The sequence below is a fragment of the Gracilibacillus alcaliphilus genome, assembly GCF_016909015.1.
In the GTDB taxonomy this organism is placed as follows: Bacteria; Bacillota; Bacilli; order Bacillales; family Amphibacillaceae; genus Gracilibacillus; species Gracilibacillus alcaliphilus.
The window spans coordinates 192,010-209,518 of sequence record NZ_JAFBFA010000006.1 but is presented as its reverse complement, the minus strand read 5'-3'; the positions used below and the strand labels follow the sequence as shown (position 1 = coordinate 209,518).

General features: G+C 38.7%; 13 protein-coding genes and 1 pseudogene. 1 reads left to right on the top strand and 13 read right to left on the bottom strand.

The window, feature by feature from the left end; translation table 11 throughout:
• The 11 genes and pseudogenes from JOD18_RS07230 to xylA form a co-directional block, all read right to left on the bottom strand.
• A pseudogene (locus tag JOD18_RS07230) lies at window positions 1–420 on the bottom strand (alpha-xylosidase); the annotation flags it as partial.
• A gap of 159 nt (window positions 421–579) precedes the next feature.
• Window positions 580–2,247, bottom strand: coding sequence for an ABC transporter substrate-binding protein (locus tag JOD18_RS07225; protein ID WP_204668269.1), 1,668 nt, complete (start codon window positions 2,245–2,247; stop codon window positions 580–582).
• A 50-nt stretch (window positions 2,248–2,297) separates the two neighbouring features.
• Window positions 2,298–3,182: a carbohydrate ABC transporter permease gene (locus JOD18_RS07220; RefSeq protein ID WP_204668268.1), complete on the bottom strand. Its 885-nt coding sequence runs from the start codon at window positions 3,180–3,182 to the stop codon at window positions 2,298–2,300.
• Entirely contained in the window at window positions 3,179–3,451 is a 273-nt protein-coding gene (locus JOD18_RS07215; protein ID WP_204668267.1) for a hypothetical protein, read from the bottom strand. Before JOD18_RS07215 ends, JOD18_RS07220 begins: the two co-directional genes overlap by 4 nt.
• Window positions 3,448–4,308: an ABC transporter permease gene (locus JOD18_RS07210; RefSeq protein ID WP_239587983.1), complete on the bottom strand. Its 861-nt coding sequence runs from the start codon at window positions 4,306–4,308 to the stop codon at window positions 3,448–3,450. Before JOD18_RS07210 ends, JOD18_RS07215 begins: the two co-directional genes overlap by 4 nt.
• A gap of 417 nt (window positions 4,309–4,725) precedes the next feature.
• On the bottom strand, window positions 4,726–6,066 hold the full coding sequence (locus JOD18_RS07205; protein WP_204668266.1) for a DUF4340 domain-containing protein: 1,341 nt from the start codon (window positions 6,064–6,066) through the stop codon (window positions 4,726–4,728).
• Window positions 6,053–6,742, bottom strand: coding sequence for a DUF624 domain-containing protein (locus JOD18_RS07200; RefSeq protein ID WP_204668265.1), 690 nt, complete (start codon window positions 6,740–6,742; stop codon window positions 6,053–6,055). The genes JOD18_RS07205 and JOD18_RS07200 overlap by 14 nt, the downstream gene beginning before the upstream one ends.
• Window positions 6,743–6,761: 19 nt before the next feature.
• Window positions 6,762–8,246, bottom strand: coding sequence for a response regulator transcription factor (locus tag JOD18_RS07195; protein WP_204668264.1), 1,485 nt, complete (start codon window positions 8,244–8,246; stop codon window positions 6,762–6,764).
• Window positions 8,247–8,270: 24 nt separating this feature from the next.
• Complete coding sequence (locus JOD18_RS07190; protein WP_204668263.1) at window positions 8,271–10,040, bottom strand: cache domain-containing sensor histidine kinase; 1,770 nt, start codon at window positions 10,038–10,040, stop codon at window positions 8,271–8,273.
• 192 nt (window positions 10,041–10,232) lie between these two features.
• Window positions 10,233–11,732 (bottom strand): xylulokinase, encoded by a 1,500-nt coding sequence (xylB, locus tag JOD18_RS07185; RefSeq protein ID WP_204668262.1) that lies wholly within the window; start codon window positions 11,730–11,732, stop codon window positions 10,233–10,235.
• Window positions 11,733–12,078: 346 nt separating this feature from the next.
• On the bottom strand, window positions 12,079–13,404 hold the full coding sequence (xylA, locus tag JOD18_RS07180) for a xylose isomerase (RefSeq protein ID WP_204668261.1): 1,326 nt from the start codon (window positions 13,402–13,404) through the stop codon (window positions 12,079–12,081).
• Between the two features lie 420 nt (window positions 13,405–13,824).
• Here xylA and JOD18_RS07175 point away from each other — a divergent pair, with 420 nt between their 5' ends.
• Entirely contained in the window at window positions 13,825–15,000 is a 1,176-nt protein-coding gene (locus JOD18_RS07175) for an ROK family transcriptional regulator (RefSeq protein WP_204668260.1), read from the top strand.
• A gap of 315 nt (window positions 15,001–15,315) precedes the next feature.
• Here the strand turns inward: JOD18_RS07175 and JOD18_RS07170 are convergent, their stop codons facing one another.
• Entirely contained in the window at window positions 15,316–15,798 is a 483-nt protein-coding gene (locus tag JOD18_RS07170; protein ID WP_239587974.1) for a hypothetical protein, read from the bottom strand.
• A gap of 549 nt (window positions 15,799–16,347) precedes the next feature.
• Window positions 16,348–17,487, bottom strand: a complete 1,140-nt coding sequence (locus JOD18_RS07165; RefSeq protein ID WP_204668259.1) for a Gfo/Idh/MocA family protein — start codon at window positions 17,485–17,487, stop codon at window positions 16,348–16,350.
• Between the last annotated feature and the right edge of the window lie 22 nt (window positions 17,488–17,509).

The window sequence follows — 17,509 nt, the reverse complement described above, 5'->3', positions numbered from 1 at the left end:
TCCATCAATCCAAGCAATCCCTTTGCCATCCATCTTAGTCACAACTTCCCCTTCCCGTGTGAAGGTAAGTCCGAATGCCTGTTTATCGATGGTCAGCGTAAACCCGCCGGTTTGCAGGGTGATCATATCGTCTTGATCGTCCACGTCTAATGCCTTCGCCTCGGTCAACACCGGAAAATAAGGGCCTTGTTCCACCCCGCCGGTGAAATGCCAGGCTTGGATGCGAAAGACATCTTCTAGCGGGGAAGAGATTCGAATCGTCAGCAGCGGTCCTGTTAATGTGGCCCCGCGGTGGTTAATCCAGTTACATGGGGCATATAGCACCACACTTTGATCTGCCTGCCTCACTTCATGTACAGTTTTCGGAAAATGAATTGTATAGCCTTCTTTTACTAGCCAGTTTCCGTTTGTGAATTTCATTGTATCTGCTCCTATTCTGGCGAATTCAATATTTTTTATTGTTAACGAAAATTTATCAGGGCGTTTGTTTGCCTTTCCTTTTTTAGAAAAAAGAAACTTATGGGATAAAAAGAGGAAGCCTAAGACCACTCCTACATGGTTTCAGGCTCTGTTTTCTCTTTATTTTGTTCCCCAAAGCTCCATTATTTCCAACGTTTTTTGCGTCATTTCTTGGTTAGCTTTCTCAATATCCATTGCCTCCAGCTCATCTATCATCGCATCCCAAGTAGCATCAAAATCATCTGGGCTGCCAAGAATTGCTTGAGTAATTCTTTGTTCGGTTAAATCATCGGCCTTCTGTTGAATGATTTCTAAATCGCTTCCGGAACTAATTGGATAATTGAAAGCCTGCCCATGATTAGAAACTCCTAACTCTTCTGTAGGAGGGAACCAATCTATCCAATTATTCATATCATATTCTACTAAGACTTCCTTCTCTGCTGAATTAAAATTATCAATAATATCTTGCTCTGTATCAGGTGATATTGGTTCACCGTTAGAATCCAGAGCTGCATTTCCCCATTGAGGGAATGGATAGACATAATAGCCTACACCTGTTTCCTTACCATAATTATTATCTGAATTCTTTCTTTCCCTATCCTCTTCTTTTAATACACGTTTACCGTCAACTACATCATAATTTTCACCTTCAATACCCCAGTTCACTAGGATTTGTGCTTCTTCAGAGGCCATCCAATCTAAAAATTCGAATGCCTCTTCTTGATATTCACTAGTAGAGGAAATTGCTATCCCCCATCCTCCAGAGTAGCCATAATCCTTTAATCCTTGTGAAACATATTCTTCACCAAGGGTGACCGGTAGTGGTGCATAAGTACGCCATTCCTTCCCATCTGATACCAATGCAGCATCGGCATCCGATATATTCCAATCTTGATCTGCGACAGAAAGAACTCGACCAGACGATAATTTCGAAATATACGTATCATACGTATGGGTAAAAGACTCAGGATCTAATAATCCTTTATCGTTCATACCATTTAACCAACGGAAGTATTCCTTTAATTCTGGTAATAAAAATTTATACGTTGCTTCTCCTGTTTCATCATCTATTGCCCATTGTCCATCTCCTGGGATACCTGAAGCTGCTGAAGCCGGATCACCAACAGTAATTAACCAGCGCCAATCACTTCCCAATAATGATAATGGGATTGTTTTTTGTCCATCTATTTCTGGATGCATTTCGACATATTCTGTAATAGCCGCCTCAAATTCCTCAAGCGTATTAATCTCTGGATAACCTAGTTCACGTAATACATCAAGTTGAATTTGAAATGTACCACTTGTTTCCCAATGTGCATTCTCTACACCATATGTCCCAACAGTATAGATGCTTGGATCATCAATCGAATTTCGTAAACGATCTAATTGGTCGCCATACATTTGCTTTATATTATCGCCTTTTTCCTCGATAAGATCGTCTAGCTTGATCACGCCTCCTGCTTCAATCAATTTGCCCAGATCTCCCTTGGCAAAGATTAAATCCGGATAATCACCGCTGGCAATCATTAATGGTACCGCTTCATCACTGCCGCCAACTGGATAGTCTATTTCCAGTTTAACACCTGTTTCTTCTGTAATTTTCTGTGCTACTGGATCATCAAAGGTCTTTTCTTCCCCATCCGCATTAAAGAGTGTCAAGGTGATCGGTTCATCTGAATTGCCATCAGATGATTGGTCTGAACTAGAATCGTCACTGCAGGCTGCTAAGAATACAACAGCCATCATGACTAACATCCATAACGACATGCTAGTTATTTTTCTCTTCATCTGTTTTCCCCTCCATATTTTATTGACATATATAGTATCTTGCATGGATACTAGCTTTTGACCGCTCCCAGTGTTAATCCTGTTACAAAGTATTTTTGCAAAAATGGATAAACAAGCAGGATCGGAACAGTTGCAATAATGGTAATCGCCATTTTAATCGACTGCGGGTTTGTTTGACCAGCAATCACATCGGCATTCTGTGACGTAATATCCCCGCTAGAGATATTGGCATTATCAAGGATTTTCATCAATTCAAATTGTAAGGTAGTCAATGCCTGATTATTTCGGGCATAAAGATACGTATCAAACCAACTATTCCATTGCATAACCGCTAGGAATAACGCAATCGTTGCGATAACCGGCAGACAAAGCGGAATAATAATTCTGGAAAAGATAATAAAGTCATTTGCCCCATCCATTTTTGCCGATTCCTCTAAAGCGGCTGGCAGATTATCCATAAAGGAACGAATAATGATGACGTTAAAGGCCGAAATAAGCATGGGCCAGATATAAACACCAAATTCATTAATCAGTCCTAACTCCCGAATTAGCATATATTCTGGAATTAAGCCACCACTGATAAACATGGTTAGTACCAACAAGAAACCCACAAAGCCATTTAAAACAAAATCTCTCCTGCTTAATACATAAGCGAGCATCGTACTGGCAATAATCCCGGTAATAGTACCAACAACGGTTCTTAAAATGGACATAAAGAATGCCTGCAACAATAAGTCATTACTGCCAAATATCTCTTGATAGTTGGCAAAGGTGAAATCACGCGGCCAGATATGAATACCGCCCCTCGCCGTATCAACTGCATTATTCAGTGATATCGCTAATATGTTTAGAAAAGGATATAAAGTAATTACAACAATAAAAGCCATTAATAATACAAGGATTAGATCAAAACCAGTCCATTTTCTTTTTTTCATCTGAAAACACCTCTTTTTAGTGCGTGTTCAAAAAGTTCGATAAAAAGGACCAAGAAGTTCAAGGCGGCGCAGTCTTTGAGCAACCGATCTTGCACGCAGAAAAAGCGACCTTCTTTTTCAAGGAGACGGTCTTGCACGCCGGAAAAGCGATCTTCTTTTCCAAGGAACGGAGCGTATGCTTTTAATACGTGAGTAGCGGAAAAGCAAGTCAACGCAGAAATTCGCTGTCTCATTTTTGTTGGACTTTTTGAACAACCTCTTTTTATCAAAATACTCTGCCTTCTCCCATCCGTTTGGCAAACCCATTACAAATCAAGATCAAGATAATACTGATAACTGATTTAAAGATCCCAATTGCTGTACCAAAGGAATAACGGAACATCCCGATACCATATTCCAGTGCATATAGATCAATAACAAGGGCTTTTTCTGCCACGATATTATTCCCTAACAGCATTTGTTTTTCAAAACCTATATTGATTAAATTACCAATATTTAATATTAAAAGAACAATAATAACTGGTCTGATACTCGGTAAAGTAATATGCCACATTTGCCGCCATCTGCTGGCCCCATCCACTTTTGCTGCTTCATATAACTGTGGATCGACACCTGCCATAGCGGCCAGATAAATGATGGCATTCCAGCCTGTTTCTTTCCAAACATCGGCAGCTGTAACAATTCCCCAAAACATATCCGGTCTGGCCATGAAATTAATCGGATTGTTCAGAATGCCAGTACCTACCAGCAGATTATTAATAATTCCTTCAGGAGACAACATCGTGATCACAATGTTAGCGACAATGACCCAAGATACAAAGTGAGGTAAATAAGAAATCGTCTGTGTCCATTTCTTTAATGTTAAAAACCGTAACTCATTTAGCAAAAGGGCAAATGCAATCGCAAATAGCGTACCGAAAACTAAGCCGAGTATCCCCATGCCCAAGGTATTTTCCAATGCTCGGTAAAAAGTCGGCTCATTGAATAATTCCTTAAAATGCTTCCACCCTACCCATTCCTGATCAAACATACCGAATTGCGGTTTATAATCTTGAAAGGCCATCACCCAGCCTGCTACGGGAATATATTTGAAAATAATCAGCCAAACAACAAATGGCAGGGACATTAACAATAGTGCTTTTTGTTTACCCAGTTTTTGTAAGAAACCGTCCTCATAATGAGGTTTTCTTTTCCGTTTCAACAAAGTTGAAGCCCCGGCGACCTTTATATTAGCTTCTGAAACATGTTTTTTTTGACTCATGGCTACCCTCTCCTTACTCTATCAAAAGCCGTTATAACAAGCTTTCTCAACGATAATTTCATTATATCGGAAACCGCTTTCAATAAAAACCTGTCAAATAAGACATAAAAACAGGTAAAAACGAGAGGTGTTTGTTGACGATCCTTTCACATAGGGAAACCAGCTACTATCCTAATAAAACGGACAACTTAAGACAACAAAAGCCTTGGATAGACGTATTAGATTTGACATAGAATAGAAATCTTGCATAAAAAAACTAAGCTCGAGAGCTTAGTTTTCTGCTTATTTATTTGCAGCGATATGTTGCAAACTGGTGAATGCTTGTTCTACTTTTTGTTTTTCAATCACAAAATCGATCGGTGTGTTCTCTCGCTTGATCGCATAATGTGTGGGCGATATCGAAACAAACTCTATATTTGTCGTAAGCGACTCTGCTTCTTCAGTTTGCAAACGAAAGCTTAATCTGGCCTGATCAGTGTCTGTTAATTCTTCCTCTTCATATTTCCCATCAAATGTTAAGCCGATAACCTGTTTATATATCTCCCTAAAAGCTTCGGTATCCAGCTTATTTCCTTGATAATAAACGGTTGTCTGTACTTGATCTCCTTCTGGTTGATGGTTAAACGCAAATGTAATAGATCCATCAGCGACTTCCATCTCTAAAGATTCCAGTGTTTCCATTGGAACAATATAAACAAAAGGATCAATCATATCATAGGCTTGATGACTAAATGGCTCTAATAATGCAGCTTCCACCGTATAGACATCATCTCTTCCTGCAACCTGTACATAATAACGATTGTTTGCTGCAGGATCACCTATAATAAGCTGTTCCTCTTGATCTGGTGTCTTAAAGGTAATCGTAAAATCAGCATCTCCCAAACCAGCCGCTTGCTGCAAATCAGAAACAGGTTCAGCTTCAAAATGTTGAATCGTCTGAAGCATCTCTTGCATCATCGAAAAGGCAATACTGTAATTAGAATAAGGCTGTTGCAGATACCAGCCACTGATATGGGCGAGAGCCTCTTGTTCAGAAAAAGGTGAGTCTCTGCTCAATTCGATTACTTCTGTACCATTGTCAATCGTCATTTCCGTTACGTCTTTCGCCTGTACAGTTAGCAGCTGATAATCCAGCAAATGCTTGGGCTGCAGCGGAATCGTTTCAATCAATTCGCGATCGACCAGATAGACTTGCTCTTGATTTTTTTGTTCGACATAGTATTTGTTTGCTTGCGGATGCATTTGACCAATCGTAATTTGCTGTTTGTCTCCTTCCTGATTATGAAAAGTAACAGCAACCGTCGGGAAATCTAAATAGACATCATTTTTGTTCACTTCCACTGGTTCTCCTTGCATGGTTTCCATGGCAGTAAGAAAACGCTCCAGCGCCGATTGATCAAGCGATTGTTCAGCTCCTTCCAAATTCCATTTCTCCCCCTCTTTATGCAAAGAAAGCTTAGTGTCCGCATGAATTTGAATCGTATCCATCGAATCAAAATGCTCTAACAGCCGTCTGTCTTTGGCATTGGTTTCCACCTGTTTGTCCATATCTAGGAAAACGATGAGCAAAACAGCGGCAATCATAATTCCGATAATGATAACTATAAATTTATACTTTTTCATGTTGTTCCCTCACATTTTCTGACATTTGTGTTTCCAACACCTTAAGCGGCTTATTCATATTTAACATAATAAAAAAGACAGCCGCACTCATACAAAACCACCATACAATCCCAGGTGCAAAGTAATAGATAATTCCTAGTGATAACAAGGTAGACAGATGAAGCAATGTTGTTTTATAAAAACGAAAAATCGAATAAATTGAGACCATCAGCAAATTCTTGATTTTCACCTCAAACCTAGTCAAAATGGGAAATGCATATAGCATCATAAACAACAAAATCACTATTAAAAATAAAAATATAGGCGATAAAGCGGAAAAATAAATATTGGCATAATGAATATCAATGATCAAAATCGTAACAGCTGTGAGATGTATCAGCCAATATTTACTGGAAACAGCAAAATTCTTACGATAATAAGAAAAAAAGTCTTTCACCGGTTTCAAATCTTGTTCACGGATCGCCTTTCCCATTGTTGCATGCAATGCCGCTAAAGCAGGCCCCATTGGCAAGAGAGCTGCATAAAACAATAAGATATTCTCTATCCTTATCTCCACGAAGATAAATGCTGCTACTAAGAGAATATTTGCTGCTATAAATAGAATGTTAGTAATCATAACATAGTAGATATATTGAATAGCAATATACAGCGGTCTTTCTGTAACTGTAGTTGACATCACGATTCCTCCCTTATAATCAAATATATTGTTTACGCTTTGATTTTTGATACTCTTTGGGACTGATCCCTACGTATTTCTTAAATTTTTTATAGAAATAATCGTTACTTGAATATCCCACTTTCTCAGCCACTTCATATACCTTCCTATTCTCTTCCGCTAAAAAAGTTTTGGCTTTTTCAATTCTAACCTGATCCAGATAATGATGAAAATATTGATTTGTCGTCTTCTTAAATTTCTTTCCCAGATAGGTATTATTATAGTTAAATAATTCAGCTACCGCTTTTAAATTGAGGTCTTTATAATAATAACGTTCTACAAATTCAATAATCTTCTGTACAATATTGTCACCAGAACTAATAAAGGCATTGATACTGGCCGTGTCTCGTTTGAGCTGTGTCTTGATTGCTTCTAACAAAATTTCTAACGTATCAGCCTGGCAGATCATATCGGTCATCACTTGATTAGACAGTACGGAAATCGTCTGATGTTCATGTGCCAACATCAAGTATACATCCTTAATCCGCTCAATTGTCTCGGTAATAATATGCTGTTTATCCAACTGATTCGTTTGGTAATACCGTTTCAACTGGATAAATAAAGCATCTATTTGCTGTTCTTCACCAAAGGTTAAAGCATTACAAAGGGAACGAATCCAATCCTCTGATAATTCGGCTCCTTCACAAATAAGTTGTTCCTCTGTTAAAATTACACATCCATCATAACTAAAATGTAATTCTTGCAGTTTATTCAATTTTCTTACTGCTTGCGGCAGCTCTCTTATGGTCATTGGAATTGCTACTGCTTGACATTGAAACCGTCTCCTAGAAACAAGACGTTGTCTCTCCAAGAATTGCTTGTTAAAGGAATCATATGCTGATTCCTCCAAAATAAGATAGAGGCATGAATCCAGCCACACTCTTTCGAAGACAGGATAATGATCAAACGCAGTCTCTACCTCTGCCTTGCCCAATTCACTCAGGTGGATAACACTGACTAGATGGAAACGTTGCTGGCAAAACTGTCCTATCCATGCTTCATCTTGTATGGTTCCATTTAATAAATTTTGCCACTGCTGTTTTTCTTGCATTAATTTATAATTGCTTAGATAATATTTCTCTTGTGTTTCATCTAGGCATTTCTGACGCACTTGTTGAATCAAAGGGATTAATTCTTCTTCATCTACTGGTTTTAATAAATAAGATTCCATCCCCAAACGAATGGCTTGTTGGGCATATGCAAAATCAGAATAACCCGACAAAATAATATATTTGCTGTGCAGCCCTTCCGCCTTGGCCTGCTTAATCATTTCAATTCCACTCAATCCCGGCATTCTGATATCAACAAAAACTAGATCGGGCCGTAGTAACCGTAACTTCTCTAACCCATTTTTACCATTATCAGCTGAACCAACAACCTGATAACCGTAGTCTTCCCAGTCAATAAGCAAAGCCATCCCATCCCGAATCAATGGCTCATCATCGATAAACATTACCTTCAACATGTTGGTTGATCCCTCCTGCTTCTCTTATTTTGTTAGTTTCGGCACTTTTAATATCATTTTTGTTCCTAATTCTTCTAAACTATTAATCTCCAAGCCATATTGCCCTCCATATGACAATCTCAAGCGCTGGTGCACGTTATGCAGCCCTATGCTTTCACTTGTATGCTGTTCATCCGCGATCCGCCCTTTTATCTCATTTACCCTTGCTGATGGCATGCCAACACCATTATCTTTAACAATAATCAAGATATATGTTTCTTTTTCACTTATCTTTATTTTGACAAACCCAGAGCCTTCTTTCGGCTCTAATCCGTGTATAATAGCATTTTCTACAAGCGGCTGAATTAATAGCGGCAGTAAATAATAGGAATACACCGAATCTTCTACTTCCAGTTGGTAATCTATCTTTTCTCCAAACCTTAATTTCTGGATTTCTAAATAATTTTGGATTAAATCGACCTCATTGCTAAATGGCAGCAGCTTATCTGTGCTCGTTAACGCTGAACGCATCATCTTGCTGAGCATCTTCACAATCTTGGCCACTTCCCTGTCACCATTGGACAGTGATTTCATGCGAATCATTTCCAATGTATTATATAGAAAGTGCGGATTGATTTGACTAGCAAGCATCTTAAAGTCCATTTCCTTTTGTTGACGCTTCCATTTCTCTTCTTTTAGTTTTTGATTATATACTTCATCAATGATTTGCTCCACACTGGCTGCCGTCTGCGTGAGATCATCATATACTTGGCTGATTTCATCGTGCCCCTTCATTTTATCCGTAATTGAAAAGTCCCCTTTTGCCACCTGATACATCGTACGCCTTAGTTGGTTCACCCTGCTGTGAAAACTCTTCGTAAAAATCAGGATCAATACCAAGGAAACAGATAATGCCCCTAATGTGATAAAAAAACCCTTCGCATATGCCGCATTTGATTCCTTGGTTACTTCTTCTACGGGAATAACCGTCCCAATCTGAAAGGAGTTATATAGGGATTTCGTTGGCAGCAAATCATGAACAATGATTTTGACCTGTTTATGATCATACGTCGTATCTATCACATAATTTTTATTATGGCTATCATTATTTTCAAAGATATTCGTTTGTTCTCCAATATAGGCCTTATTTGAATCATAAATAATTACCTCTTCGTCTAAAGTGATAAAGGAATGGTATAACTCCCCCTCTACAAGAGAACGAAGAATATGTGGAGAAAGATGGATCACTAATACTCCTAAATTGCTGTTATCTGTCCCATAGACAGTTCGAGCTAAGGCAACGCTTTTTCTCTTGGTCCAATGTTCTTCTAAATACACCCAGACAATTTGACCATTTTTTGCCCTTGCCTCTCTATACCAAGCTTGTTCTTGTACAACATCATCAGCCTGAATAAAGTGGGAATTAGTGATCATCTCTTTATTCATAAAAAATTGAATCGTTGCAATTTCATCGTAATAATTCAAATATTCATCAAAGATCGGATAATTCTGATAGGCATTATACATATCTAGAGTCGTTTCATAATCGTTTTCTAGAAATTCTTTTAACGTAGGATTCATAAATAACATATCAGAAACGTTAATAATGCGATTTAATGAGGTTTGAAAGCGTAACTCCAGCTTGTCAACATTGGAATCTGCTTCACTAAGTGAATGGTTTAATACAATATTTCTGGTACTGAAGTTCAAATATGCACCCACTAAAATAATTGGAATCACGGTGACTAGTAGATAAATTCCAAGTAATTTGTTTTTTACATTTAATTGGTCAAAAAAACGCAGCAGCTTATTCATTACCCACCTCCTTCCACCATTAAAGAAAAAATGCCTTGCCTAAACTCTCCACAAAATATCTATAAAAAAACAAGGATAAATTTATTTTACACACAACTCTTGATACAAAACCACCCTTCTTTTGCAGTTCTATCTTGTTAGGTGTAAAAAAGGGAAGTGTAATGCTATTGATTACCTTCCCTCTCCTACTTATTATTGACGAAAGGCCATTAGTTCCTTATTCAGCCCTTTAGTTTGTGGATAAATCTCTTGATACAGCTGGAACAACCTGCGATATGCCTCTACATTTTCTTCCCTTGGCTGATAGGAGTCAGCCTCGACTAGAAAGGCCTCGGCACAAGCCTGCAAGGAATCAAACCATCCTACCCCGTAGGCCGCTAACATGGCTGCCCCCATACCTGGCCCTTGCTCACTCTTTAAGCGAATTATTCTTGCATTAAAAATATCTGCCTGTATTTGGAGCCATGTCGGATTCTTAGCCCCGCCTCCAATTGAATAAATCGTATCAATCTTTTTACCATTTTCGCGAAAAATAGCAATCGAATCATTAATCGAGAAGGTTATTCCTTCTAAAACCGCCCGGGCAAAATCAGATAACGTATGGGAACTGTCCATCCCAATAAAACTGCCGCGAATTTGCGAATCAGCATGAGGAGATCGTTCTCCAGTAATATATAGAGTAAACAAAAGCCCGTTAGCACCAATTGGCACATCTCCTACATTACTTAGCAGTTCTTCAAAGCTTTGATCTGGAGCAAAGGTTTTTCTGAACCAGCTCAAACTGTTCCCGGCAGCAAGGGTAACACCCATAGCATAGTATGTATCCTCTTCTGCATGGTTAAAATAATGAACCTTTCCCTTATAATCCTTATTACCTGTCGCTTCATACGATAAAACGACCCCAGAAGTGCCAATGCTGACAAATGTCTTGCCTTCGGATAAAATACCAGCACCTATCGCACCACAAGCGTTATCAGCTCCACCAGCAAAGACTGGTGTTGCCGGATCAAGACCAGTTGCTTCAGCAACAGCTGGTGTAATGACACCCACCTTTGCATGTGACTCTACTAAAGGTGGACAAAGATTTATATCTATATCTAACAAATCACAAATCTGTTGACTCCACTTTTTCTCAGCCACATTTAATAAACTGGTGCCTGCAGCATCAGAATAATCCATTGCTATCGTTTCTGTCAGACGATAGCGGAGGTAATCCTTTGGCAGCACAAACTTGCTTGCCTGTTCGAACAGATCAGGCTCATGCTCCCGCACCCAGAGTATTTTTGGTAAAGTAAATCCTTCTAAGGCGAGGTTCTTTGTAATATTGACAAAGCGATCCTTGCCTACTTTCTGATAGATTTCCTGACATTGGGCAGTTGTTCTCGTATCATTCCATAGAATAGCCCGGCGAATTGGTTTATGTTGTTTATCTAATAATACTAGACCGTGCATCTGACCGGAAAAACTAATCCCTTCAATGTCACTGGCCCCGCCATCTAATTGTTCTACTAATTCCTTTAAACCGGCAATCGTTTTTTCTGTCCAGTCCTCCGGGTCTTGTTCAGAGTAACCTGTCTTCTCTTGATATAACGGATACTCTTTTGATACTTCGTTCACTACTTCTCCTGTCTGGTCTACTAACAACAGTTTTACTGCACTAGTCCCTAAATCTACCCCGATGACATAACTCATTGTCAACACCCTCTCTACATAGCAGAGTCACTTTATTTCATGACCTTGCATCTGTCAAATATTATATTACAGTCCATCAATAAGAAAAACCAAGTAGTACACTTGGTCCTTTACTTTTTAACCAAGTGGGATGTCCGCTCCGAGAAATCGCTTTCCGCGGGTATAGCTTCAGCTAACTTGAAAAAGAAGAGCTCTTCTTTTCTGAGGAGGCTGAGCGCAAGCCCATGGAACGCGGAGCCTATTTCTGGAGCAATTACACGCCCATTTTTTTTACCTTCTTATACTATTAGAAAGACTTAGTTGAAAACAGTTCAACTAAGTCTTTGACCGGCTCCTGCTCTGCAGCTTATTTTTGTGCATACAATGTCAATAAATATTGGTTAATTGTTGCCCTAATCAACTCTAGCCGTCCTGATGTATTCTTAATTTCTTTTAAGTTTAAGGCATGTTGTTCCAATGATTTGAAATCAGCTTTACCCTCTACAATATCTTTGCCAATACCTTCTTTATAGCTAGCATAACGCTCATCGATGATTTTCTCAAATACTTGATCTTCTACCATTTGGTTAGCAATACGATAACCAGCTGCAAAGGCATCCATTCCAGCGATATGAGCATAGAATAAATCATCTTGTTCAAAAGAACCACGTCTTACTTTTGCATCAAAGTTCAAACCGCCAGATCCTAAGCCGCCATTTTTGATAATTTCATACATAGCTAATGTAGTAGCATAAATATCTGCCGGGAATTCATCGGTATCCCAGCCAATTAATGGATCACCTTGATTGGCATCAACAGAACCAAGAATACCATTTACTCGTGCATAACGAAGTTCATGTTCAAAAGTGTGCCCGGCAAGTGTTGCATGGTTAGCTTCAATATTTAGTTTAAAATAATCTTGCAAACCATACTTCAACAAGAAGGCATGTGTAGATTGTGCATCAAAATCATATTGATGTGTAGTCGGTTCTTTTGGTTTCGGCTCAATTAAGAATTGTGCGCCAAAATCAATTTCCTTAGCATAATCTACTGCCATTTGGAAGAAACGGGCCAAGTTGTCCTGTTCTAATCCAAGGTCTGTATTTAACAGTGTTTCATACCCTTCACGGCCGCCCCAGAATACATAACTCTCACCATTCAATTCTTTACCAATTTCAAGCTGCTTCTTTACCTTTGCTGCAGCATAAGCAAAGACATCTGCATTGCTGGAAGAAGCTGCCCCATGGACAAAACGCGGATTAGTGAAATTATTTGCCGTATTCCATAACAGTTTGACATCACTAGTGTTCATATATTCCTTGATCATTGCTACAATGGTATCCAAATTCTGATTACTTTCCTGTAGTGTTGCTCCCTCTGGTGCAATATCTACGTCATGGAAACAGAAATATTTAACCCCTAGTTTCTCAAATAACTCAAATGCTGCCTCTACTCTTGCCTTTGCCTTATCCATACCATCGAATTTATTCCAGCTACGAATTGCCGTTCCATCCCCAAACGGATCAACAAGTTCTTGTGTAAAGGTATGCCAGTAGGCTACACCAAAACGCAAAAACTCCTCCATTGTCTGCCCATTTATTTTCTCTTCTGGATTGTAAAACTTAAATGCTAATGGATTGGTCGAGTGTGGACCTTCATATTTAATCTTGTTTACGTTTGCAAACCATGTCATTTTTTAAATCTCCCCTATCTTTGTTAATTTCTAATTTAAAGTATAGCAACTGATTATTAGTTTGTCTAGTGAATAAACAAAGATTGTAGTATTTATTTTCTTCCTATGTTAAAATGAAATAAAGAAGGTAGACGTTTAAAAGTGCGTGTTCAAAAAGGGCGATAAAAGGGCGATCATCAGTTAAGTTCGCAACGTCCTGTTGCAACACCGATACTAGCACATCCTGTATGTCGAAAGTTTCAAGGCGACGCAGCTTTGAGTAGCGGAGCATATGCTTCTAATACGTGAGCAGACGGTCTTGCACGCAGAAAAAGTGATCTTCTTTTTCAAGGAAAGGAAAAGCAAGCCAACGCAGAAATTCGATGTGTTATTTTTATTGAACTTTTTGAACAACCTCTTAAAGAAAGAAGTGAAAATTGAATGAGTCAAACATGGAATCAACACGTAGTAAAAAAAGAAAATAAATCTCTTGTATTGCAAACAGTTCAACAACACGCCCCGATTTCAAGAGCAAATATTGCACAGGTTACAGGACTAAATAAAGGGACTGTCTCTTCCCTAATTAGTGAATTAATTGATGAACAATTAATATATGAATCAGGTATTGGTGCTTCAAGCGGTGGCAGACGGCCCGTTATGTTATTACCTAATGAAAAGGCTGGCTTTACCATCTCCATCGGATTAGAGGTCAATCATATGATTGCTGTATTAACCGACTTGCAAGGCGATTTGATTGCGGAAAAGAAATTACCTTTTCAAACAAAAGATGTCGATTCTGTACTTGCCTTACTATTTGCTGCCATCGATCATTTAAAAGAGCAGGCTCCACCCTCACCATATGGTATTGTCGGGATAGGAGTCGGTGTTCCAGGCGTTGTAACAAATGAGGGCGACATACTGCTTGCCCCCAATTTAAAGTGGAAGCAAATTCCGCTTAAACAATTATTATCGGAACGCTATCAATTACCTATTATCATCGAAAATGAAGCAAATGCCGGTGCTTATGGAGAAAAAATTTATGGGGCTGGAAAACTTGCCAATGAGATCATTTATGTCAGTGCTGGTATTGGTATCGGTGTTGGTTTGATTTTAAACGGCAAACTCTATAAAGGCCTGCGCGGCTTTTCTGGTGAATTAGGGCATATGACGATTAACAAAGATGGCGAACAATGCCGCTGTGGTAATCAAGGTTGTTGGGAATTATACGCTTCTGAACAGGCTCTGCTAGATCAAGCAAAAGAAATAGGTTTTCCTGAAGCTACGGTTAATCAGTTAGTACAGGCCGCCAGTCAAGGACATACAGATGTGCTACATCTATTTGAAGAAATTGGTGATTACTTGGGAGTTGGCATAACCAATTGTATTCATATCTTTAACCCGGAACAAGTCATTATTGGTAATACGCTTCAACAAGCGATGCCATTTATGCTACCTAGCATTCACAAACGAATTGAGCAAAATGCGATTGGTTTTAACAAACATGATGTTGACCTTAATGTAGCAAAACTAGCTGATTACTCAACAGTGTTGGGGATGACAGCCTTCACCATTGAAAATTTCTTTCACTCTACAGAACAGGCACTTATCCATCCTTAGCCTCCTCTACTGTGAGATTTTCGTTTGTCGGAGACCACCTCTCCATGGTTGAGGAAACTGGCTGTTTCATCTGCTGGCTTCCTCAACTGATTTTTTATCTGCAAGCCAAGAAGACAGCTGAAGCAAACTAGCGGTTACTTCATCGTTCGTTTGCTTTTTTACTTAATTACTCAACTTTTGCACCTCGAAAAACGGAGTGGCTGACCGGAGCGAATTGCCGTACGTTTATTGAGTCAAAATAATGACAAGGCAAGAGTAACAGGATTATGCAATGATAGCAGGGTGTCGTGTCTATTTATATGTGCGAAAGTTGAGTTAATTATCGTACTCCCATAACACCTTCCATTTCTCCTTTTCTGGTACCATGATCACTGGCTGCCTAATTTCAAGGTAGCCATACTTACTGTCATATATATGGGTTACCATCAAACGATAAACTTCTTCATAAATGATGTCTTCTGTCACTTGGTAGTTTGTCAGCTTTTCCGCTTCACTAAACTGATACTGAAAAGTATCCACACCAAAGTGCTGTAGAAACACATGAGATCGATCTTGAATATAATCCCCTTTACTAAATCGTTCTTTCATGGAAGAATGAAATAATTCCCACGAATTTCCGAAGTCTGCTTGCTGCTCATATTGATAAAAAGCTTCTGCTGCCTTTACTGCTTGACGTTGATCAGAGAAAAAAGACGTAATAAACACAAACAGACTAATACCTAAACAAAGTACAAACAGAAATAAGCCGGCAAGCAGAACCAGGTTTCGATACCTTTGCATAAATAATCGTTTATTCAATATTATCACCCAAATAAAGTGAGACTTTCTTTAATGAATAGTTTAAAACCATGCCATTCATTAGCTTCCCTTTAAATATTCTTCTAGAAAACGAAAATGTCTCTCTTCTACTGTATTCAAGGATTAGTATTTTTATCAGTCTTAATTTAAAATAAATAGTCCTTTTTACCTATTGAAATCGCTTTCCTTATTTAATATAATGAAATCGGTTACAATAATAGTTGTTGTGTACACACTTTGTTTATATGATTCCCTCATATAAACAAGATGTACAGTATTTTGATTCAAAATAGATTGTCCCCCTTTGCACCCTATTGATGAATAGGGTGTCTTTTTTTGTCTCAACAATTTTTTTGACTTATTTCTCATTCAATTTTACATGTGTCTAAAACTAAGAACGAACCAGCACTAACAACCGGTTCGTTCTTGCTTACTGCATGACTAACCGTCTTTGCCTGCCATCACAACTGGAGATCAGACGACATATTAAATGATAGAGCGAAACAGCCATCAGTGGCGGCATATGGACGGCTAGTTTTATTCTAATATTTAGGTGGTAATTTGATTATTTTTGAAGTTTTCAATAGACTTGCCTTTTTCATAAAAATGTTTGGCGTTCTTTAAGATACCTTTGCGTGTATAGAAAGGACTCTCCTTTGTTAAAGGTAATTTAACAGTCCGCTGATAATTGGCGGATTCATAAATGGCTGTAATTAATTCTAATGTTTGTCGACCTTGAATACCATCCACCAAGACTTGTTTATTTTGCTGAATCGACTCGATTACATCTTGAATTTGACCTGTATGGCCTTCATAGGTAAGTGATGGCTGCGTGTTATAGGCTTCCATCAGTTGATCTTCTAACGACTGATTAGCTTCTGGAAAGCCATTCTCTTGGGAAAGAGAGGCCTTTATTTTCCATGGAACAGAAATACGCGCCTTCTCCCCTTGAAAAACTAATTGCTGCTCTTCTCCATGATGAACTACAGAACTAGTAATCTGGGCTAAACTTCCATTCGGGTAGCGGCCAATAGCTATTGAGATATCTTCGACTTCTGCATTATCATGTGCCGTATTACTTGTAACCGCAGTAATTTCATCTGGCATCCCTTGCATCCATTGAAAGATATCTATATGGTGAACAGCATGATTTAATGTACAGCCGCCACCTTCTTTCTCCCATGTTCCACGCCACCATAGATCATAATAACTGTGTCCTCTCCACCAAAAGGAATCAACCTGTGTATGTAATACGGTTCCGATCATGTCTTGTTCTAAAATTTGTTTCACTTTCATCATCGGTGTTGTAAATCGATTCTGCGCTACAACAGATAAGATTTTATTATTCCGCTGCTGTGCTTCATTCATGGCATCACATTCTTCTAAGGAGGAGGCCATCGGTTTTTCAACTAATACATGCTTACCTGCATCCAAACAATCTATTGCTAATCCTGCATGTGTATATGGTGGAGTACATACCGAAATTAAATTCACATCCTCCTTCTCTAATAATGTCTTTGCATCATTATAAACAGCTGCCTGTAACGAGAACTCCTCGTTTATCCTCTCAGCCTTCTCCGGATAAATATCACACAATGCGACAATTTGACACTTGTCTGGAAAAGTTAAGTACCCTTGAATATGTGCACTGCAAATAGCTCCTGTACCGATGACCGCTACTTTTAACATATAAAATCTCTCCTTTAAATGA

Coding starts and splice junctions, on each gene's coding strand:
- JOD18_RS07200 (WP_204668265.1), bottom strand. CDS start 6,742: ATGTCAACTACAGTTACAGAAAGACCGCTGTATATTGCTATTCAATAT.
- JOD18_RS07220 (WP_204668268.1), bottom strand. CDS start 3,182: ATGAAAAAAAGAAAATGGACTGGTTTTGATCTAATCCTTGTATTATTA.
- xylA (WP_204668261.1), bottom strand. CDS start 13,404: ATGACATGGTTTGCAAACGTAAACAAGATTAAATATGAAGGTCCACAC.
- JOD18_RS07205 (WP_204668266.1), bottom strand. CDS start 6,066: ATGAAAAAGTATAAATTTATAGTTATCATTATCGGAATTATGATTGCC.
- JOD18_RS07165 (WP_204668259.1), bottom strand. CDS start 17,487: ATGTTAAAAGTAGCGGTCATCGGTACAGGAGCTATTTGCAGTGCACAT.
- JOD18_RS07195 (WP_204668264.1), bottom strand. CDS start 8,246: ATGTTGAAGGTAATGTTTATCGATGATGAGCCATTGATTCGGGATGGG.
- JOD18_RS07210 (WP_239587983.1), bottom strand. CDS start 4,308: ATGTCCCTGCCATTTGTTGTTTGGCTGATTATTTTCAAATATATTCCC.
- xylB (WP_204668262.1), bottom strand. CDS start 11,732: ATGAGTTATGTCATCGGGGTAGATTTAGGGACTAGTGCAGTAAAACTG.
- JOD18_RS07190 (WP_204668263.1), bottom strand. CDS start 10,040: ATGAATAAGCTGCTGCGTTTTTTTGACCAATTAAATGTAAAAAACAAA.
- JOD18_RS07225 (WP_204668269.1), bottom strand. CDS start 2,247: ATGAAGAGAAAAATAACTAGCATGTCGTTATGGATGTTAGTCATGATG.
- JOD18_RS07175 (WP_204668260.1), top strand. CDS start 13,825: ATGAGTCAAACATGGAATCAACACGTAGTAAAAAAAGAAAATAAATCT.